A 19,970-nucleotide genomic window follows, 5' to 3' on the forward strand; every position below is an offset into this window, starting at 1 on the left:
ATGAATCCAAAAGGAAAAATATTAATTATTGGCGGGCATGAAGATCGGGATGACAACAAAGTTGAAATGCAGGACAGCAACCGCAAATTTTTAAAAAATGAAATTCTAAAACTTTTAGCACAATCAAAAAACGACCGTATTGAAATCGTTACAGCAGCCAGTGCTGAACCTGAAAGTATGCGTGACACCTATCGGAAAACATTTGCGGAAATCGGGTATACCAATTTTGGTTTTCTGCATACTTTTGAAGAAACACCGGAAGATCATTATCTTCAAAGAATTTCAAAAGCAAAGACTGTGTTTTTTACAGGGGGTGACCAGAATAGAATCTGCAAACATCTAAATCATTCAGCCATTCGCAATCTCTTGCATGAAAAGTATACGAATGAAGAAAATTTTATCATTGCAGGTACTAGTGCGGGAGCAATGTGCTTACCTGAAGTGATTATTTTTGAGGCAGAAAATGGCGAAGCTATAATTAAAGATGACATCGAACTTGGAACCGGATTAGGTTTACTGGATAATCTGATCGTCGATACGCATTTTATCCACAGAGGGAGATTCGGAAGACTGGCACATGCTGTTTTACTAAATCAAGAACTCTATGGTGCCGGACTTGGAGAAGATACTGCATTACTCATAGAAGAGGGAAACAAGGCAATATGCAAAGGTTCAGGTATGGTACTGATGATCAGTGGTAGTGAAATTGATCAGACAAACATTAGCACGGTAAAGAAAAGCTCTCCGGTTTACGCAGAAAATTTCAAAGTTAACATCTTAACAGAAGATTGTATTGTTGATTTAAATACTGGTCAAATGACTGTATCTGCGCAATCATAATGGCCGTAGTTAAAGAAGAAAATGTGGTGAAGTTTTATTTTAAATGTTCTGGTAGCTATAAAGTTTTCTTAAACAAGATTTTTTTCGCTATTATCAGACCAATAAAACAACGCTTTAGTTATTTTTAGTGTTGTAAAAAATCTCTTCTTTAAATTATTTGTTATCCAAAGTTTAACTCTCGTAAACTACTGCGACTGAAAAATTTATTTCTATGTCTGTTGGATTAATTAATTGCAAATGTTTTTTATATTAACTTTTCTTAGATTGACGAATATTTTGTTTTAAATTTAAGACAAATAAAGATGAAATATTAGTATCTTTTTGGTAATAATACCCGATAATAAATGATACTATTGCAGGTAAGAAAAGCACTAACCCTTCCCTATCAATATAATGATTTAGCAATAAAGCAGCCGTAATAATGATCCACCCCGATAAAAAATAATAATTTGCCAACCGAAGATTTCGGTATCTAAGATCGTTTTTGCGGTAAGGGATGATTATAAAGCAAACATGCGCAAGAATGGCCCCGGTTAAAACATCAATTAAATGATGCTGATACGTCGTTAATGTCGAAATTCCTAAAAAAATAAGCCATATCATTACCAAATTCCGCCATCTTGAAAGATCTTTAAACACTGACCAGAATATAAAGGCAAAAACAATATGCAATGATGGTGATTGGTTGAATGGAGAATCAAATGCTTTTAAAAAAGAAAAAGGCAGCTTTAAAATACTATTGGACACTTCAGGTTTTGTAAAGGAAAATTGTAAAGGAACTGTAATGAAGAATAATCCTGCTACAATAATTGCAAAAAGTATTCTCCATGTTAAGATCTTTAATTGGTACTTATTTTTACAAGAAAAAAATACTGCGCAGAAAAAAATCCCACTCGCCATGTACGGAATAATCGACAATGGTACGAATGGAATAGAACTTTCAATGTCAAAAGTGAAAGATGGTACATGCTCTAAAGAAGATGCATACCAGGTACAAAAATTGTAGACAGCCACGAATACAATGGTGCAAAGGGTCAATGTAAATGCCTGTTGCCGGATTTTCAATTTCATTTCAGTCATTGACTTTTTTTAACAAAATTATCAAATAGAATATTCGTTGTTTTATAAGACTTTGAAGGGAAGATGATCGTTTTGTTCTTACCATATCAAAAATATTCCCCTCAGTATTGCTAAGATTTTAATGAAAACCTTTAATTGAATGATCCTTTGGAATGAGCATTTTTAATATAGGTAAAGCCAAAATGTAATTGGTGTATCAGACTTTCAGATAGGCTTTGATCTTATCTTTGGGAATCAAATCTAGAATATCATTTACATTAATAATTTTATGTTTATTGATGATGCTTTCCACCGCTTTTGTAGCATCAGAATAATTGATCAGCTGCTCGAGGAGCCCATAGACATTCACCATATTTTTGTGCGTATTTTCTTCATCACCGCCAAACCAAGAGCCGTTGAAATGGTGGCTGACATAATTCTTCGGTAAGTGTTGAGAAAAATATACTGAAGGATAAAGCGTGACATCGTGCTTCAGTTTCTGAATGGTGTCGCTGTAGCGGTCTGCCCCATATTCATTTTCCAGCATTTCAGAAAAAATATCGGTGTTGATACGCTCTACAAAACCATCTTGCTGATCGTAATATGATACAAAATCTTTTGACAGCTGGTGTTTTGGCTCAGCCATCCAAAAGGCAGAGTAAGGGACACCTTTCACTTCAAAACCGCAAACAGCTTTCTCATTCAGGAACTCATCCAGTGGCAGATTCAGCTCCATATCAGTATCCATATAAATGCCGCCTTGCTCGTACATCACTTTGGACCGAACATAATCTGAAACAAAAGCCCATTTCTTCTGAGCATATGCTTCTTTTACATAGTTGTTGTCTTTCAATGGTGAGTTTTCTTCGTTCCATTCCACAATTTCATAGTCTGGGTGAATCTTTTTCCAGGTATTGATGCAGTGATTTGCCAATTCGGTTTTTGGCTGTCTGCCAAACCAACAGTAATGTATTTTTTTAGGGATCATGTTTTGATATTTTGAATTAAATAACAAGAAATTCTGCTCGTGCTTTTTTTTCTTGCAAACATCAAACCTAAAATTAGTATTGGATAATTTTTTTTTCAATAAATCAAAAAAATCAAAAATTGATCTGTCATTACTCCAAATGATAGTGGTAAGGCATGATATTCGTTCTGGTTTTCTATTAGAATCTTTACTACTTATGGATCAATCAACTGACAACCGATATTTGCCCAAGCAATATGTAAAAATCACTACGCCGGATTGGGTTAAGAATGCCACACTTTATGAGCTCAATATCCGCCAATTTTCGGAGGAAGGTTCCTTCAGAGCTGTAGAAAGACATCTGCCGCGACTCAAGAAAATGGGCATCGATATCATTTGGCTGATGCCGGTTCAGCCTATCGGGGAATTGCACAGAAAAGGAAGTCTGGGGAGTTACTATTCTGTAAAAGATTATTTAAAAATCAATCCCGAGTTCGGTACAGAAGAAGATTTCAGAAGTTTGGTCAAAGCCATCCACGATCAGGGAATGTATGTAATTCTGGATTGGGTTGCCAACCATACAAGCTGGGACAATGAGTTGGTAACGCTGCATCCCGACTGGTATATGAAATCCAGAAAAGGTACTTTCCAGTCTACACGATGGCGAGATTATGATGACATTATAGAACTGGATTACAGACATCCTGATCTTCGGAAATATATGACTGATACTATGAAGTTCTGGATCAATGAATATCAGATTGACGGGTATCGTTGCGACATTGCGAGTTTTGTACCGCTCGATTTCTGGGAAAACGTGAGAGAAGAACTTGACCGTATAAAAAGCGTCTTTATGCTGGCAGAAGCTGAAGACAAAGAGCTTCACCGCAAAGCTTTTGATTCTACCTACAACTGGACACTCTGGAATATACTCCACCAGATTGCAATAAATAACGTGAGTGTAAAAACTCTGACAGAGGCTTATATAGCAGAACACGTCTCCATTTTTCCAAAAGCCGGCATCCGGATGAATTTCATTGATAATCACGACAAGAATTCATGGGAAGGAAACCAATATAGTAATTTTGGAGAGGCACTAAAAGCTGTAACGGTTTTTACCTTTTTGATGGACGGAATTCCGCTTGTTTACAGCGGACAGGAAGCGGGACTAGACCGTTCATTAGCATTTTTTGATAAAGATCCGATTGAATGGAAATCCCACGAGAACGAAGAACTCTACACAACACTTTTTGAATTAAAACATAAAAACCAGGCGCTCTGGAATGGTAATTTTGGCGGCGAAATGATAAGAATAATGAATGACAGAATGGATCAGGTGATCTCATTTGTAAGGGAAAAGAATGGTGATAAAGTACTGGCGTTTATTAATCTTAGTAAAGAATCTTTCATTGTTCAGTTTGATACGTCGTTTGATACTGGAATTTACACCAATCTCTTTACAGTTGAGAAAAAAATAGTTTCAGGAACTTTGATCATGACGATGGAACCTTGGGAATATATAGTTTTGCACAATTCCAAAGAAATTTGAATGAATATCGATATATAAAATTCAGTAGGTTTAATTTTTGTATCTGAATTTACTTAAACAACGAAATATATTCAAATATATAAAGAATATCATTTTAACAAATTGATGCGTTAACTTCTAAAATTGAAATAATGAATATAATTACGGGAGGAACGGGAAAAGTAGGTTCTGCAGTAGCACAATCTTTATTAAAAAGGGGTGAAAAGGTGAAGATCATTTCAAGATCTTCAAAAGATGAGCTAAAATGGAAGAAAAAAGGTGCAGACTGGGCTACTACCAATATACAGGACACTAAATTTATCCATGAAGTATTTAAATCAGGAGAAAAAGTATTTGTTCTAAATCCACCGGCTAATCCGCAGTTAGACACAGATATTGAAGAGTCAAAAACTGTTGCATTATTGCTAGAATCACTGAAAGATTCTGGTATTAAAAAAATTGTTGCTGAGTCAACAATGGGAGCAAGAGAGGGAAAAAATATTGGAGATCTCGGTATTTTATATAATCTGGAGAAGGGAATTGAAAATTTAGGAATTCCGTACAGCATTATCAGACCTGCATATTATATGAGCAACTGGACAACTGATTTGGGAAATGTAAAAAAGACTTCTGAACTGATATCATTTTTTCCGGCTGATCTCAGAATGCCAATGATAGCCTATCAAGATATTGGTGAGTTAGCTGCATATCTGATGATTAAAAAAAATACTGCCAAAATAACATCGATTGAAGGTCCTGAATTATATTCGCCCCAAAACGTTGCCGACACATTGAGCGAGGCTTTAAAACAAGATATTAAATTAAAAGTTATTGAAGAAAAAGACTGGTTTAATACTTATATTTCAATAGGTTTCTCCAAAGAAGCTGCTGAATCCTATACTAATATGACAAGTATAAGTCTGCGTGAATTCCAAAAAAACATTTTACAAAAGGTAAATCTACAAAAAGGAAAAACTACTCTAAAAGAGTTTATTGAACAACAAATAAAGTCTCTTGATTAATCGTTTTGTGAGATTAAGTTATAAAATGTGAGCTTTTTTCAAAAATTTATAGCTAAAAAACCAAAATTAGGTCAAGATATTTTCTTTAAGATATAACTGACTCATTTTTTAATAAAAAGCACAAAAGTGGAAATTTTGTACGGTGCTCAATGGAGTAGTATGATTTTCCGTAAAGCATTTTAAAGCTTCAAAATTTACGGAGAATATTTCTTTCATTGAAGTTTCAGAATATCATACCAAAAATCAAATTGTTTTTTCCGTATGAAATTCAAGAATATCTGAAACTATTCAATTTACTTTTTGGGTATTCCTACCTAACTTATTTTTTGATCTTTCGATCGGTGCTTCCGAAATATCTAAAACTGAAATATTTGTATATCCTTTTTCTAAAAGTGTATTCACAAAATTCCCATCTCCACCTCCCACATCGATAATATTAGCTGTTTTACGTTTTTAGATAATCTAGTGCCAATTTTAGGATACTCCTGTGTTCAATTAACTTCATTTACCTGTTTGGGGTAAAAACTCTTTCCCAATGAAACTTATTTACTCATGAGTAGTTTTTACCGATCCTAAAATCTCTTGAATTTGCCTTATTTGCTCTGGTGACAGCTCTTTTTTAGGAATCAAAATCGCAGATAAATTGTTTTGATAAATTAGAAACCAATTTTTCTTTTCAACTACCTTATAGATTTTTGACCAGAGAATTTCCATATAGAAAGATTCGCCTCTGATTTTTATCTTGTCATGCGTTAAATCCATATCCAACGTTTCCCTTAAATGATTGCTAGAGTAATAATTTCTTACAATTGTAGTAAATATAACGGTTGGCTGGATCACAATAATTAAAAGCAAAGTGATATACTGATAAATTACAGGTTCTGGAATATTTAAAAGATGTGAATAGTAAAACGCAATCCAAAGCACGAGTAATAAAGCAAAACAGACAAGAAATATCATTATTGGCTTTGAATATGCTAAGCTAAATAATATTTTTAAATATTGTCGGATGGTTACTTTTACTTTTAACTTCATTTTATGACTTTGATTTAAATATCTGCAAATTTTTGAAATAATTCAAGCATTTTGAGTAGATCTATGTCATCATTAAATGAACTTGTTGAATCGTTTTGATCTTTTTCTCAACGGGTTCTGATGAATTTCAGAATATTGGGACAGTTTGTAATATTTTACATATTTTATTTTCCGATACAAAACTTGAAAACTTCCTGCTTAAAGCAAAAAGATAAGTTTGGGGGACAAATAAGGTACAAGGGGTCTCAAACCCATAATAACTGGGTCAAACTTAATAAATATATTTTGGAAGAGCAAAAAAAAAGTTTGAAAATTCCATCATAAGTAATATATTCGATAAATTATTAACTATCTAAATGATCTTTTACTTTTCGGAAATCAATCTGTCGTTTAATGGTAATCAATTGATTAAAGAATCATTTAATTTTTACTTCTTCATGTATTGAACACATTTTTTACTTCCCAATGAGTATATATTTAAAATGTTAGCACAGATTTCGTCGAAATCGTTCTCAATAAAATATCAAATAGAAAAATACCGCTAAAATTACTGAGAAAAGAAGATTCAGTAGCAACCCGACTTTCATCATATCTTTCTGAGGTACTGATCCGGTAGCAAAAGCCATTGCATTTGGAGGAGTTCCAGCGGGTAACATAAACCCATAAGATGCTGCAATAGTCGCGGGAAATACCAATAACATAGGATTGATGTTCAGCTGATTTGAAAGGGTGAATAGTAGTGGCAAAATTAAAGCAGCACTTGCTGTATTGCTCATAAACTCCGTCATTATGATACTGAATATAATGATGATCCAAAGAAATAGAAACAATGGCACTATTTTCATTAATTGTACGATCTCATTCACAAGTAACAATCCCAAACCACTCTTATCAATCAGCATACCTAAAGTAAGTCCACCTCCGAATAGAAGCAAAACCTCCCACTGTACAGAATGTATGATTTCTTTCCAATTCAATATGTTTGTAACGTAGATAAGGAAAATCGCAACAACTGCCACCAGTGAATTGAAACCTTCCTGTATGTTTAGTAATGGAGCTAAAACACTATCCAGCATCCATAATGTCACCGTAAAAATAAATATAGAACCTATCATCTTAAACGGAATTTCTTTATTTCTTACAATCGCCATTTGCCCTATACTGAGCTTCTTATCCGGTTTGAAGTAAAACGTCAAAATAATAACCATTAAAGGAAAAGTGATTAGGAAAACAGGCAGGGAATATCTTATCCATTCCGAAAACGATAGACTGAGGACAGCTGCTCCAATAGCATTTGGTGGTGAAGCTATCATCGTGATAACGCCTCCAATATTAGCAGAATATGCAATCCCTAAAATTAGAAACTTCGATTCAGCTGTGATCACTTTAATTTTTAGTAATCCGAGCAGTCCCAAACCTAATGGAATCATCATCGCTGTTGCTGCTGTATTACTTACCCAGCAAGCACTTAGGGAAGTTGCCAACATTAGGAAAATTGCTGCTTTGTAAAAATTTCCTTTAGAAAGCTGAATCAGTTTTTGTGCTAAAATTTTGTCCAATCCATATCTACTTAATGTGCCGGCAATTACAAAGCCACCCATAAATAAAAAGATGATCGGATGCGCAAATTCTTTAAAAGAATCTTGAGTAGAAACTAATTGTAAAAATACAGCAACCACGGGAATCATCAATCCGGTAAGCGAGAGCGGAATAGCTTCTGTCATCCACAATACGGCAACCATAACCAACAATGCCAATGCTTTCTGAGCCTGCTGATTTTGAAAAATTGGAAAATTCAAAATGACACAGAAAAGCACTACAGAAATACATAGAGGTAGAATCTTTACCGTCTTTAAATTTTTTTCAACCGATATTTTTTCCATAAGATTTCTAATTTTCGGAATCGTATTTATTGTATTCTATCTTTTGAACTTCAAATTTCGCATAACTGAAATCTCCTGCAGATAATCTCCATACGACTTCCGCAGAAAAAGGAATTTGCATCCCATCAACCTCCTTATAATTTGACATTTTGCAGAACCAGGTTTCTCGTTTTTCGTTCGTCATAAAACGTTCTGTTTGCATCGTCGTAATTTCTCCGATCGCATTAAAGGTGACCATAAATTCAAATGAAGTTTCTTTATAGTGGAATGATATTTTTGCTGAATTTTCATCTATCGCTATCCATTTTACCTTTTCTGAAGGCAGCAGGTTTGTAGGAAACCAAACACTCTCTGCCATCCAACGTTGCAACTCACCCTCATTCAACGTCCTTCCCTTACTATTCACTACTATTAAGATATTCAATAATAATACTTTTAAGCTCCCTTGATCGGCAAGGTAACTATCGATAGCAGTGAACATCGTTGTTTCACCTTTCCAGATAAATTGTGGTTTGTCAACAGAAAAATATTGTTCGCCCGTAATGTTAATATATCCCTTTTTTAGATCACTCTTAAATTGTCCATTATGCTCCAACCGTATTACACTTATATAAGGTTGTCCATCTTTTAAAACTAATTTAAAATAACGCAGTACGGGTTCGGGTAGACCTTTTAATAGGTTGCTGTGATAAATTTGATCAGAAACATTTTTCGTATTCACATATAAGACTGCAACTTGTTTTTGGAATTTCAATCGCATTATTACTTTTCCAAGTAACAAGACAAGTAATAAGGTTCCAATAATTATCAATAAAATTATTATGGTCATCTTAAAGCAATTTGTATTTGTTTCTGATTGATGGTAATAGTGCAACAATGAGCATAGGAATGGAATAAAGCATATAAAACATCTGAAGCCATCCCACTCCCTGAATAAAATAAGTCTCCACCTGAATCCAGACGATCAGTGCAAAAGCGCAATAAATACTGTAGCTCCACGACCAATGCATGTCTTTAAATACATTAAAATATTCTGCGAAAGGCATCACTGGTTTTTTGATTAAAGCCCAAACTACGAAAATCGGGAAAATGCCTAAAACAAGAAGTAAAATTATTCCAGGAATAAGAAAATTATAGAATGGGGAGTTTTTAAGGATAGATAAAGGTAATTGTCCCAATAATCTTCCTGATGGCGAAATGATTAACATATTGCCACCACCAATTGCACCTACTCCCAAAAATAGGAGCAATGAAATATGTATTGAATGGGCTGTATTTTTCATAACGTATCTACTTATCTTATTGGTAAATCAATTATTAACAAACAAGTTAATGTGACGGCGAAGCGTAACCGGCTCGGGATAATTTTCAACATATCCAACTCTCAATAAGAATTGGATGTTCTCTTTGATGCCAATACCGTTATCAACTGCCGTTTTAGTTTTTTCTTCTTCTAAAATTTGTGTCATCGGATGAATGGCAATATTTCTGTCACGAACCTTTAACCAGATTCGTTGCAGTCTTCGCCCCGCATCTAATAGTGATAAAACAGAATTATCCCGGCTTGTGATCACCAACCAACCCGCAGATTGTGAAACCTGTTCTATAACCTGCGCAATGCTCTTTTCTCGAAAATCTTTCTTCATTACACTTTGTGTATCATAAAAATTACGAACAATCCAGCCTGAAATCCCCATAATTTCCATACTTGCAGGAGTAAGACCATCCTGGTATTTTTCCACATCTTCATTAGAGAATCGAATCCAGTTGGCCAATTCAGTTTGGGCAGCATCACGATAGGATTGTAATCTATTAGCTTCGATGGTTTGCTCATTCAAATACAAATGCTCTTTTGATGTATTGGGATAGTATCTTATAAAATCTGTCTCATCCTCCGATACATAATCCAAATCCTCCCTACTAATCGTTTTATCTAAATAATGAGATCGCAAAGTCCTTCGATGTCTAATTTTTTCAATCTCAAACTTTTGAATATTTAATGCCTTAGATAATTTGACATTTATAATTTCTTCATCCTGATTAGTTGTCGCTAGTAAATTGAATTCGCAACTATACCCCAGATTATTGGCTGCATATTCCAAATTTTGGAGAAATGCCCCGATTGATAAAATTGTTTCCCTCTGCATAGGATCAACCCCATCAAGCCATCTCATCTTGTCATTACAAATAGTCCAATGGAAAGGTTCGTGATATTTGACAAACCATGGTTGTGTGTTATGTCCACTAGGTGCAAGTGATGCCAGGATTAAAATTTCCATTTCATCACTTTGCATTGGGATTTTAGTTTTTTCAATTTCATCCAAATCGGCTCTTTCAAAATTAAATGTATCACTCGTCAAATAATAGGTAATCCCAGCAATAACAATGGTTCCGGATGTGTATTTTATAAATTTTCTTCTATCCATGATGTTATGAGTGATAAATACGTTTTACTCTGATTATTATCGTGGTGATCATTTTATAATTTTTTCAATTTTCGCTTCCATACTTTAACTAACTCATACCATAAGACGGAAACACTTCCTGCTCCACCTGCAATTAAAACTTGCTGAAAATTCAAATGTTCGAGCGAGAAAAAATCTGTTATTGGCGTGAAGTATAAAATCAAAACCATTAAAAAGATTGTAATTCCTGCTATAATGGGAAACAAATTGTTTTTATATTTTAATGTAGCAATGATAGAATAATAAAACGAACGGTTTTCGAAGGTTAAACATAGATTTGAAGTCACTAAAGTAAGGAACACCATTGTTCTTGTGATTGGTTCATTAAATCCTTGGTAAACTGAAAACTGATAGATGAACAATATCCCAAAAGTGATTACCAAACCTTGGACAACACTTGTCGAAAGCTCGTTCCAGCTGAAAAAAGTAGTTTTAAAAGATCTTGGTTTGAGAGTCATTGCATTCTTCTCGATTGGTTCATTTTCATAAACTATAGAACAGGTCGGACCCATAATAAGCTCTAAAAATATGATATGAATCGGGGAGAAAATATTAGGATATATCCACCCCAATGCCAGTGGAATAAATACAGTCAGAATGATCGGAATATGAATAGAAATGATAAACTGAATGGCTTTCTTGATATTTGTATAAATTTTTCTGCCCATTGCTACAGCATCCACCATTTTAGATAAATCATCTTTCAATAAAATCAGTGAAGCAGCCTGTTTAGCGATTTCAGTTCCCTTTTCACCCATCGCTATTCCGATATGGGCTGCTTTCAAAGCCGGACCATCGTTTACGCCATCACCTACCATCGCTACAATTTGGCGGTTAGATTTTAAGGCATTAATGATTTTAAGTTTGGCTTCCGGAAACATCCGTGTAAAAATGGTATTTGTCATTACAGTGGTTTGTAGTACCTCATCATCTAATTTCATTAATTCGTCGCCAGTAATACTTTTCTCATATCCCTTGAATCCAATTTGTTTTGCGATAGCTTCAGTTGTGGCAGAATTATCCCCCGTGATGATTTTTACGGCAATCCCCGCCTCATAAAAATCTTCTATTACCTTTTGAATATTCTTTTTAGGTGGATCATAAAATGCAATAATTCCTTTAAATTGAAATAAAAAGTTTTGCTGTTTTTCCGGATATGAATTACCACTAAATTCTGAAACACCTACACCCAACACCCGAAATCCTTGTTTTGCCAAAAGTTTTATAGCTTCATCAATCTGCTCCGTCTCAAATGGGTTAAGATAAGATACCGCCATCAATGCTTCGGGAGCACCTTTGGCGGCAATAATTCTATTACCTAACGAGTTTTCAAAAATATGGGTCATCATCGGTGGTTTACCACCTAAAGGATATTCGTGGACAAGCTGGTAATCCGGACGTTCATCTTCTGTTACTGACTCTTTGTAGGCTTGATGCAAAGCTATCTCCATCGGATCAAAAGGACTGGGTTCGCTTGCCCACATAGCGTCCACAATGAGCTGCTTTTCATCATCGGACAGGAGGTCTTGGAGCTGAAATATTTTGTTAGATGAGAGTAGGAATAGTTTTGCGACACTCATTTTATTTTCAGTCAGTGTTCCGGTTTTATCTGTGCAGATCACCGTAGCGCTTCCCAGTGTTTCAACTGTTTTCATCTGTTTTACCAAAATTCCCAATTTCATTAACCGCCAAGCCCCTAATGCCATAAATGTGGTAAATGCCACGGGAATTTCTTCAGGCAAAATACTCATCGCTAAGGTAAGCGACTGTAACAAGCTTTGTAGTATGTCCTGTGTATTCCAATAATTAATTGCCCAAACGATTACAAAAACTGCGGCTCCGGTGATTGCCATTTTTTTTACAAAATTCGCAATCTGTCTTTCCAATGGGGTTTTTTCTTCGGAAATGCCCTCCAGACTGCTTCCGATTTTCCCTAATTTGGTCTCGTTGCCAATCGCGGTAATGATAGCTACCGCCAAACCGCTTGCAACGGTTGTCCCACTATAAATGAGATGGTCTTCTTTGGATTTATCTTTAAAAAGAGAAAGAGACTCACCTGTCAATATGGATTCATTAACAGAAAAATCATTAGATTGAATAATAGTTCCATCTGCCGTGATGAGTGTGCCTTCCTCTACCATCACATAATCGCCAACCACTACATCTTCACTTTTAATTTCTACAATTTTACTATTGCGGATCACTTTGCAATTCGGCTGGGAAAGATGTTTCAATTTCTCCAGAGCATTTTTGCTTCTGGAATCCTGATACAAAGAAATGGACATTTGGAAGATGATCGCAACCGTCAGGAAAATACCATCACCTGCATTGCCACTTATAAAATAAATAGAGGCTGCTACCAGCAGTAAAATAAGCATTGGATCTTTTGCAATGCGTATTAAAGTATCAGTAAACGTGTTTTCTTGTTTATAATTGAGTTGATTTTTGCCATACTTTTCCCTTGCCTGAATTACTTCACTGTCAGCTAAACCCTGTATGTTGAAATTATCTGTTGACATTGGAAAGTTCGATTTAGGTGAGATTTTAAAATTTCTCTATGATTTATTAAAAACCAACAATGGCACTTTTGTCTGAAATGCATACTGCGCAGAGTTGCTGGAATAAAATATTCTTTCAAACCAATTTTTTGTTCGCCCCGTAAACATTATTAAAACAGATGGAGAAAATTGCATATTCTCAACAGCCAACTCGATGGCATCTACAAGATGAACACCTGGATCTTTATTAATAATATGTATATGGATGGGGTAATCTGTTAATTTTTCTATTTTGACTTCTATCTCTTCACGATGTTTATTTTCCTCTGATTTTGATGTGAAGTGTAATAATTCTATCGAAGCATTCAAAGCTTTAGCAAAAACTACAACTTCCAATATTTCATTGGTATAATCATCAAGATCTGATGCGTAAAGGATACTTTTGATATCACTAATCTTATAATCATAAGGAACAACAATTACGGGTGTCGCAGAATGGTTAATAAGGTTTGCTGCAATTGTTCCTATAATTTTTTCTAACTTACCAGCACCTCTTGTGCTGATGCAGATATAGTCAAAAGAATGTTCTTTAGCATATTCGATAATACAGGCATTTGGCAAAACAGAGATTTCTACAACATATTCAATTGGTACAGTCTGTATTTTTGAGCTCTTATATACGTCTTCAACAAAGTGCAGAAGTTTGGTACGGATCATATCTTTTTGTTCGTCTTCGTAATCATCCATTCTCACAGCATCCCAAGCGGATGGTGTTAGTGGATGGTGGACATTAAGAAAAGTAAGATGGTAATTATTTTGATTGGCTAATTGCATAGCGAAGATCAATCCTGCTTTTGAATGTTCTGAAAAATCTGTAGTAACAAGAATTTTTTTCATTATTTTTAATTAAGATTTATTGATTATTAGTTGTAGAAATAATTAAAGTTTGGATATTTTGGACCAACTAAATGATCTTAAGAATATAGATCTGGAATCACTATATCTGATGTTGTGCATTCTATTATTTCTTAACCGACTTTTTTAGTCATTGAAATTGTTAGTAAAAAAAAACTATCTTTTAATGCTTTTACACTGTGGGTAATGTTTTCATGCAACGCAATCATTTGGCCTTTTTCAAGTATAGTATTTTGAAGTTCTGTATAAAACTCTATCTGCCCTTCTAAAACCTGAACACTAATAATGCCAGCTGCTGTGTGCGGTTTTAATTCGGCATTTTGATGTAATCCAATGATTAAAATTCGCATCGTGTCAGATTTGAAGACCGTCATCGAATTTCGATCACTTTCCGCCCATGTCTTCTCATCTTTAATTTGTTTGAGGAGATCATTTACATTTATCTCAACCATTGAAGCATCTAAAATACGTTCACCCTCTGGACGTTTTGAGGTACTGTCATTCATTTTATTTTCGATCAGATCATTGCTTGGATTTGCGGATAATTTTTCTATAATTTTTGAAATTCCATCATCTGCCGAAATTCCATAACCATTTACTAAAATTCCTTTAACATTAAATTTCGTAGATGAAATTACATAGAGTATTGACTGGTAATCCGGATCGGAATTTCCCTCAAACCTGTAAACTTTATCTATCTTAAAATCTATAGGAGAAAGCATTAAATTTTCGTTGTGACAAATTTCACAATCGTCTTTATTGTTAAAATCGTGCGTGTAGCCTAATTTTGCTAATTCATTGATCGTTTGGGACAAGGTCCCAAAACTCTCATCTAAATCATTATTATTCATATGATATAAATTTTGGCAATTGCTGAATTCGAAGATTTATTCGTAACCGCTTTTTATGATAGTTAATATCATTTTAAACCGTTCATTAGCTTTCACTACATTGGGTTTATGAGCAGGAATAATGATAGATTCCCCAGTCTCCAACATGAAGGATTTTCCATCAATAAGAATCTCGGCTTTTCCTTCTATAATTTGTGCAAAAGTATCAAAGGGTGATGTTTTTTCAGTTAAACCCTCACCGCTGTCGAAAGACATGACGCTGATGTTTCCTGTTGATTTCTTCAAAATAGTTTTACTGACTACAGAGTTCGGTATATACTCTATAATCTCCACACTAATGAAGGTTTTTGATTTTTCGATTTCGTTTTGTTCCATAATGGAAATACTGATTTATTATTGATTTAAATTATATAGATAGTTATGTGGAATCAAAAATCTTCAAGATTTTGTTTCCTTTTTTTGCCAAGCTTTTTGAAATATGATGGCGTAAGACCTGTTATCTTTTTAAACTGATTAGATAAGTGTGCAACACTACTGTAATTAAGCTGATAAGAAATTTCAGAAAGATTTAATTCATCATATAGTAATAATTCCTTTATACGTTCAACTTTATGTAAGATGATGAAATGTTGAATCGTTATCCCTTTCACCTCAGAAAACATATTGGCTAAATAAGTATAATCATAACCTAATTTCTGACTTAGAAAATCCGAAAAGTTTTGCTGGGGTATTTCGTCAGCATAATGTATCATTTCTATAACGACTGTTTTAATCTTTTCAATCAAAATACTTTTCTTATCTTCAAGCAGTACTAAACCTGATTTTTTTAAAATTTCAGATAGTTTAAGTCTTTTTTTTTCACTTGTTTTTTCGCATGTTTCTACTAAGCCCAATTCTAAAGATGAGTATCTGATTTTTAGTTCTTCTAAAGCATCCCTGACTACCATTTTGCAACGAAGGCTGACCATATATTTGATGTATAACTTCATATATTGTTATTGGTGTTTGCATTATGTAACGATTATTTAAGATATTTTTTGGTCAATAAATAAGGATACGCCTTATGGGAAATTTAGAAAATAGAAAGATGTGACCAGGTCAATTATATCAAAGGTAGTCGTTTTAAACTAGGATGCACCAATATAAATTTTTCTTTTTTCAGAAACTCTAATATCTCTGATAATTAAATAGATAGACAAACTGATAATCGCTGAGAAAAAACACCAAACAGACAAAACGTAATGCTCGTAAAAAATTGCAGAAACAACATAAGAAATAACAATGGCAACGCCGAAGATCCAGATTTTTTTTATTGAAGAAAAGAAAGCCGGAGCTACTGTTGCAACAGCGTACAAAATAGTGCCGTACCCTCTGAAAATCGAAGGATAATCTTGAATATATTTTATATGTCGACCTTCTATTTTTGCTTCTACATTAAATGATAATAAGCAACACGATAAATATACACTTACCATTATTCCTGCAGCCAAAAAAAATTTTAGAATCTTCTTCTTTTTGTCATTTTTCTCATGTATTAGGATGGATAACGGGACCCAAAAAGGCCAGAGTATTTGCGCAAAAAACAAAAATAGATAGGTAAATACTTCTTGCATATTCCGATAGTCGGGATTAGAAATCGTTATCCACAAAATACCTTCTGCTATTTGCTGTACCCCAAATAATAATGGAATACTCGCAAACAACTGGGTCGAAGGATGTTCCGTTTTTTTGAGACAAGCAATACCGATGATGGTTAAAACGACTCCTGATGTAAAACTTGCACTCGCTGAAAAACACATATTTAGTATATCTTAAAATTATATTTAGCCTCCTAAAATGCTTTTCATTTCCTGATACTCATCTTTGCTGATTTCTCCGGAAGCAAATCGTTTATCTAAAAGATCAAGTGGTGTGTCTTTTGCGTTTTTCTGCCCAGGAATATTATAAGGTATGGCAAAAATCCAAAATAGGAATACTACCCATAATATCCACCATAAAAAATGCATTCCCCAAAATTGATAGTTCTCGTGATACATCGTATTAATTGTTTAAATGTGAACGTAAGAACCAAGCCATCTTTTCGTGTGTTTGTATCAAGCCTGTCACGAAATCCGCACTACCTAAATCATGAAACTCTTCTCCAAAACTTTTGACATGCTCACATATATTGATGATGATGCTCTGATGATCTTGCAATAGCTCCTTAATAAAACCTTGGCTGTCATTTTTTTCTGATTTGACCTCAGTAAGATGAGTGAGGCTGAGGTAAGATTTTAGTGTTGCTGGTGCATAATGTCCCAAAGAACGGATTCTTTCTGCTACACTGTCTATAATTGCATCTAATTGTATGAACTGAGATTCAAAAAATTTATGCTTGTCATAAAAATCAGGGCCTTCAATATTCAATGCGCATTTTTGGTTTTGACATATAAAACGTTTTCATCTGCCAATAATTTCACTAACTCATCCACGACTGATTGACGATGAGCATCCGCTATTCCTATTTGTATTTTCATTTTAAATATTTTTATTATTATAATTTTATTATTATTTTTTCATTCATCAACTCGTATGATTATGAAACAATTTCATCACATTACGAGGTTAAAGATTGGTCCTATTGAATGATCTTATCCTTTAAAAGTGCTCCATCGGCAGAATAAAACAAGAAATGTTTTGAAGAACCCTTTTGAACCGTTACTTTATAGACTTTAAGCTGATCTAAAGAATAGTCTCTGAATATTTCTTCTTTCTCTTTGGCAATTTTCCAGTTCTTGTAAACTCCCTTTTTGATAGCATCTAAAATGGGTTGAGGAAGTTGTGAATCAATCTTCTTATGGATCGCAATCTTTTTTCCATCTCTTGAATACATTCCCTCCTGATGTTCTCCACCTTCCCAAAATTCTGCGACAAAATAGTCTGAAGCTGATGATGAGTTTAATGATGGGTTATAATCGTACCAAACATTTCTAAAATCTTCCGTCGGATAACCTCTCCATTGCTCGTTTTGAACTGCTGGGTGGTCTTTAACAAAATTTTCAATCACATCTTTAGGAACATCATTCCTCAATATTTTTTCAGGTTTAATATATGAGGCATTATTTACTCTACTGTCAACCTTCTGACCAAAAACGGTGGTTGTAAATGCAACTGACATGATTGCCATTGCTAATATTTTAATTTTATTTTTCATTATTTCTTTACTTTTGTTGAAGATTGATTATTTCAACGGTTTATATTTATTTTAAAACAGTTTTATTGATTGAAAGCCCTTATCTATTATTATAGGATTGGAATAGTTGATCCACCGACTTATCCAATCTCTCCATATCATTTCTGAAATTTCTTCTAAAGATTTCATTCTCCTTTACAGCCTGATCATCAAATTTTTCCAAATCCTGTTCGAAAGCATCGCTTTTTTCTTTTAGTTTGACCCTTAATTTTAAGATTTCGCTTTTTGCTTGATTATAATTGGCATTCATTTTTTGCCTCTCATTCGCGTTCATTTTTAAACGAACAGAATCAAGTATCCTGATATCTTCACTGCGTTCTGCAATGGTACTGTCGGATTCCATTATGAAATACTGCCATTCTGCGGTTGCTTTTGCTTTGACTGCACTATTTTTATCACGTGTTGCATCGTTCAATTGTTGTTGTGCATCGTTTAGTTGTTCTTCTGCATGTATAACTTCTTTGTTGGATGTTTTATCACAACTCATCATTGATGCTGTTACTGCGATTAATAAGATTATATTTTTCATATTTTAATTTTACGTTATAGATGAAGAATTGCAGATGATATATTTCTTACTTCGCTTTTGAACATTGTAAACGATGTAAAATGATCTGGAGCAGAACTATTTTAGATAGTTGCGTGCAATATTGTAGTATACTCATAATAATGGTGTTGCCATTCTATTGGCTTTATTTGGTTCGTAAATCAATTGATAAGAATTTCATCGCATTTACTCCTGTAACAGGTATTTATAATCATTCTATTATTTGATTTTTCTGGTTTTCTTTTTAAATCCAACTTAGAAGCGCATCTGCTTCGTACGATAAGTTGCAGATAAAGTTTACTGTCTTTTAGTAGGCATATTCATACTCTACGTCTAGCTCATTTTTAACTTTCCATATTCCTGGAGTCTTCCAAGCAATACGGCCTGCCTCATCTTTGTGCGGCCATGAATCTACTTTACCTGTTAAAGTTGCAGTAGTTCCGGACACTGAAACTTCAATGTTGCTGTCATCAATAACACTTCTTTTCAGCGCATTTTCAATATCCTTTCTTTCAATCATATCATTAAATTTTGATTTGATCATGATGTTATTGGTAATGGCTTTAATACCTGGTAAATAGCTAACTGCATTTTTAGCTGCTTCTTTTTGGTAGTTCCAATGAACATCACCATCTAATGTTACCCTGCCATTTTCAACTTTTACATCAACTTTATCATCTGGAACTGCATAATTTGTTTTTAGTGCAATAAGAACTTCATTGGCAATTTCAACATCACTTTTCATGTAGGAATTGGGAATATGAACCTCAATATTTTCAACAATAGCCTTTACACCCTTTATCTTTTTAGCAGCTTCTTCTGCCTCCATTTTTTTCGCATAACTGTCAACGATTCCGGTCAAAGAAACGACTCCGTCTTTTACAATTACTCCGATTTCGGCCGAATGTAATAAAGGCTCCCACTTGATCGCATCCTGAACATCTTTTTGTAATTCTCCGTTTGTTTTCATTTGTAATACATTTTGTAAAAACTGAATTGTTTTAACACTGTAAAATTACATCCATTTGCAAATCAAATAATTACAGATTGATTCCAAAGGATTGCAAGTATCACACATTGGAATAATTCACTTCATTGTTAAAAATGTGTGATGTGTGTAAATATGAA

Annotated in this window: 21 protein-coding genes; 3 read left to right on the top strand and 18 right to left on the bottom strand. The window is 34.1% G+C overall.

The features are described 5' to 3' along the window. Window positions 1-840, top strand: a complete 840-nt coding sequence (locus K0U91_RS00735; RefSeq protein ID WP_219970985.1) for a cyanophycinase — start codon at window positions 1-3, stop codon at window positions 838-840. A 249-nt stretch (window positions 841-1,089) separates the two neighbouring features. Here K0U91_RS00735 and K0U91_RS00740 read toward each other — a convergent pair whose 3' ends face one another. Both K0U91_RS00740 and K0U91_RS00745 read right to left on the bottom strand, forming a co-directional pair. After that, on the bottom strand, window positions 1,090-1,920 hold the full coding sequence (locus K0U91_RS00740; RefSeq protein WP_220180013.1) for a phosphatase PAP2 family protein: 831 nt from the start codon (window positions 1,918-1,920) through the stop codon (window positions 1,090-1,092). A 196-nt stretch (window positions 1,921-2,116) separates the two neighbouring features. Beyond that, window positions 2,117-2,986 carry a glycosyltransferase family 32 protein gene (locus K0U91_RS00745; protein ID WP_220180014.1) on the bottom strand — a complete coding sequence of 290 codons (870 nt, stop codon included), beginning with the start codon at window positions 2,984-2,986 and terminating at the stop codon, window positions 2,117-2,119. Window positions 2,987-3,083: 97 nt separating this feature from the next. Here K0U91_RS00745 and K0U91_RS00750 point away from each other — a divergent pair, with 97 nt between their 5' ends. Then, window positions 3,084-4,415, top strand: coding sequence for an alpha-amylase family glycosyl hydrolase (locus tag K0U91_RS00750; protein ID WP_220180015.1), 1,332 nt, complete (start codon window positions 3,084-3,086; stop codon window positions 4,413-4,415). Between the two features lie 131 nt (window positions 4,416-4,546). Next, window positions 4,547-5,416 carry an NmrA family NAD(P)-binding protein gene (locus K0U91_RS00755; RefSeq protein ID WP_220180016.1) on the top strand — a complete coding sequence of 290 codons (870 nt, stop codon included), beginning with the start codon at window positions 4,547-4,549 and terminating at the stop codon, window positions 5,414-5,416. 546 nt (window positions 5,417-5,962) lie between these two features. On the opposite strand, the gene K0U91_RS00760 is transcribed toward K0U91_RS00755, so the two are convergent. The 16 genes from K0U91_RS00760 to K0U91_RS00835 all read right to left on the bottom strand — a co-directional run bounded on the left by K0U91_RS00760 (window position 5,963) and on the right by K0U91_RS00835 (window position 19,812). After that, window positions 5,963-6,451 (bottom strand): YcxB family protein, encoded by a 489-nt coding sequence (locus tag K0U91_RS00760; RefSeq protein ID WP_220180017.1) that lies wholly within the window; start codon window positions 6,449-6,451, stop codon window positions 5,963-5,965. Window positions 6,452-6,963: 512 nt separating this feature from the next. After that, entirely contained in the window at window positions 6,964-8,334 is a 1,371-nt protein-coding gene (locus K0U91_RS00765; RefSeq protein WP_220180018.1) for an SLC13 family permease, read from the bottom strand. A 7-nt stretch (window positions 8,335-8,341) separates the two neighbouring features. Then, entirely contained in the window at window positions 8,342-9,163 is an 822-nt protein-coding gene (locus K0U91_RS00770; protein WP_220180019.1) for a DUF6544 family protein, read from the bottom strand. A gap of 1 nt (window position 9,164) precedes the next feature. Then, window positions 9,165-9,617: a hypothetical protein gene (locus K0U91_RS00775; RefSeq protein ID WP_220180020.1), complete on the bottom strand. Its 453-nt coding sequence runs from the start codon at window positions 9,615-9,617 to the stop codon at window positions 9,165-9,167. Window positions 9,618-9,644: 27 nt separating this feature from the next. After that, window positions 9,645-10,760, bottom strand: a complete 1,116-nt coding sequence (locus K0U91_RS00780; protein WP_220180021.1) for an Acg family FMN-binding oxidoreductase — start codon at window positions 10,758-10,760, stop codon at window positions 9,645-9,647. A gap of 53 nt (window positions 10,761-10,813) precedes the next feature. Beyond that, a complete protein-coding gene (locus K0U91_RS00785) occupies window positions 10,814-13,318 on the bottom strand; it encodes a cation-translocating P-type ATPase (protein WP_220180022.1) in 2,505 nt (834 codons plus the stop codon). Window positions 13,319-13,354: 36 nt separating this feature from the next. Further along, window positions 13,355-14,194: a universal stress protein gene (locus K0U91_RS00790; protein WP_220180023.1), complete on the bottom strand. Its 840-nt coding sequence runs from the start codon at window positions 14,192-14,194 to the stop codon at window positions 13,355-13,357. Window positions 14,195-14,325: 131 nt separating this feature from the next. Beyond that, a complete protein-coding gene (locus K0U91_RS00795; protein WP_220180024.1) occupies window positions 14,326-15,063 on the bottom strand; it encodes a cupin domain-containing protein in 738 nt (245 codons plus the stop codon). Between the two features lie 36 nt (window positions 15,064-15,099). After that, the gene (locus K0U91_RS00800) at window positions 15,100-15,438 is read right to left on the bottom strand and encodes a cupin domain-containing protein (protein ID WP_220180025.1); all 339 of its coding nucleotides are present in this window, start codon (window positions 15,436-15,438) and stop codon (window positions 15,100-15,102) included. Between the two features lie 53 nt (window positions 15,439-15,491). Next, entirely contained in the window at window positions 15,492-16,052 is a 561-nt protein-coding gene (locus K0U91_RS00805) for a helix-turn-helix domain-containing protein (RefSeq protein WP_220180026.1), read from the bottom strand. A gap of 138 nt (window positions 16,053-16,190) precedes the next feature. Further along, a complete protein-coding gene (locus K0U91_RS00810) occupies window positions 16,191-16,862 on the bottom strand; it encodes a DUF6629 family protein (RefSeq protein ID WP_220180027.1) in 672 nt (223 codons plus the stop codon). A gap of 24 nt (window positions 16,863-16,886) precedes the next feature. Continuing rightward, on the bottom strand, window positions 16,887-17,099 hold the full coding sequence (locus tag K0U91_RS00815; RefSeq protein ID WP_220180028.1) for an SHOCT domain-containing protein: 213 nt from the start codon (window positions 17,097-17,099) through the stop codon (window positions 16,887-16,889). Between the two features lie 4 nt (window positions 17,100-17,103). Next, window positions 17,104-17,469: a Dps family protein gene (locus K0U91_RS00820; RefSeq protein ID WP_309491499.1), complete on the bottom strand. Its 366-nt coding sequence runs from the start codon at window positions 17,467-17,469 to the stop codon at window positions 17,104-17,106. Between the two features lie 211 nt (window positions 17,470-17,680). Further along, window positions 17,681-18,256 carry a hypothetical protein gene (locus K0U91_RS00825; RefSeq protein WP_220180029.1) on the bottom strand — a complete coding sequence of 192 codons (576 nt, stop codon included), beginning with the start codon at window positions 18,254-18,256 and terminating at the stop codon, window positions 17,681-17,683. 79 nt (window positions 18,257-18,335) lie between these two features. Further along, complete coding sequence (locus K0U91_RS00830; protein WP_220180030.1) at window positions 18,336-18,824, bottom strand: hypothetical protein; 489 nt, start codon at window positions 18,822-18,824, stop codon at window positions 18,336-18,338. 325 nt (window positions 18,825-19,149) lie between these two features. Next, on the bottom strand, window positions 19,150-19,812 hold the full coding sequence (locus tag K0U91_RS00835) for a BON domain-containing protein (protein WP_220180031.1): 663 nt from the start codon (window positions 19,810-19,812) through the stop codon (window positions 19,150-19,152). Window positions 19,813-19,970: the final 158 nt, after the last annotated feature.

This window comes from Chryseobacterium sp. LJ668, from assembly GCF_019613955.1.
GTDB lineage: Bacteria > Bacteroidota > Bacteroidia > Flavobacteriales > Weeksellaceae > Chryseobacterium.

Bases quoted from the DNA above. Each gene is read 5' to 3' on its own strand.
- K0U91_RS00815 (WP_220180028.1), bottom strand. From the start codon at position 17,099: ATGTATCACGAGAACTATCAATTTTGGGGAATGCATTTTTTATGGTGG.
- K0U91_RS00755 (WP_220180016.1), top strand. From the start codon at position 4,547: ATGAATATAATTACGGGAGGAACGGGAAAAGTAGGTTCTGCAGTAGCA.
- K0U91_RS00740 (WP_220180013.1), bottom strand. From the start codon at position 1,920: ATGACTGAAATGAAATTGAAAATCCGGCAACAGGCATTTACATTGACC.
- K0U91_RS00800 (WP_220180025.1), bottom strand. From the start codon at position 15,438: ATGGAACAAAACGAAATCGAAAAATCAAAAACCTTCATTAGTGTGGAG.
- K0U91_RS00785 (WP_220180022.1), bottom strand. From the start codon at position 13,318: ATGTCAACAGATAATTTCAACATACAGGGTTTAGCTGACAGTGAAGTA.
- K0U91_RS00760 (WP_220180017.1), bottom strand. From the start codon at position 6,451: ATGAAGTTAAAAGTAAAAGTAACCATCCGACAATATTTAAAAATATTA.
- K0U91_RS00750 (WP_220180015.1), top strand. From the start codon at position 3,084: ATGGATCAATCAACTGACAACCGATATTTGCCCAAGCAATATGTAAAA.
- K0U91_RS00780 (WP_220180021.1), bottom strand. From the start codon at position 10,760: ATGGATAGAAGAAAATTTATAAAATACACATCCGGAACCATTGTTATT.
- K0U91_RS00830 (WP_220180030.1), bottom strand. From the start codon at position 18,824: ATGAAAAATATAATCTTATTAATCGCAGTAACAGCATCAATGATGAGT.
- K0U91_RS00795 (WP_220180024.1), bottom strand. From the start codon at position 15,063: ATGAATAATAATGATTTAGATGAGAGTTTTGGGACCTTGTCCCAAACG.
- K0U91_RS00825 (WP_220180029.1), bottom strand. From the start codon at position 18,256: ATGAAAAATAAAATTAAAATATTAGCAATGGCAATCATGTCAGTTGCA.
- K0U91_RS00770 (WP_220180019.1), bottom strand. From the start codon at position 9,163: ATGACCATAATAATTTTATTGATAATTATTGGAACCTTATTACTTGTC.
- K0U91_RS00790 (WP_220180023.1), bottom strand. From the start codon at position 14,194: ATGAAAAAAATTCTTGTTACTACAGATTTTTCAGAACATTCAAAAGCA.
- K0U91_RS00805 (WP_220180026.1), bottom strand. From the start codon at position 16,052: ATGAAGTTATACATCAAATATATGGTCAGCCTTCGTTGCAAAATGGTA.
- K0U91_RS00810 (WP_220180027.1), bottom strand. From the start codon at position 16,862: ATGTGTTTTTCAGCGAGTGCAAGTTTTACATCAGGAGTCGTTTTAACC.
- K0U91_RS00735 (WP_219970985.1), top strand. From the start codon at position 1: ATGAATCCAAAAGGAAAAATATTAATTATTGGCGGGCATGAAGATCGG.
- K0U91_RS00765 (WP_220180018.1), bottom strand. From the start codon at position 8,334: ATGGAAAAAATATCGGTTGAAAAAAATTTAAAGACGGTAAAGATTCTA.
- K0U91_RS00775 (WP_220180020.1), bottom strand. From the start codon at position 9,617: ATGAAAAATACAGCCCATTCAATACATATTTCATTGCTCCTATTTTTG.
- K0U91_RS00835 (WP_220180031.1), bottom strand. From the start codon at position 19,812: ATGAAAACAAACGGAGAATTACAAAAAGATGTTCAGGATGCGATCAAG.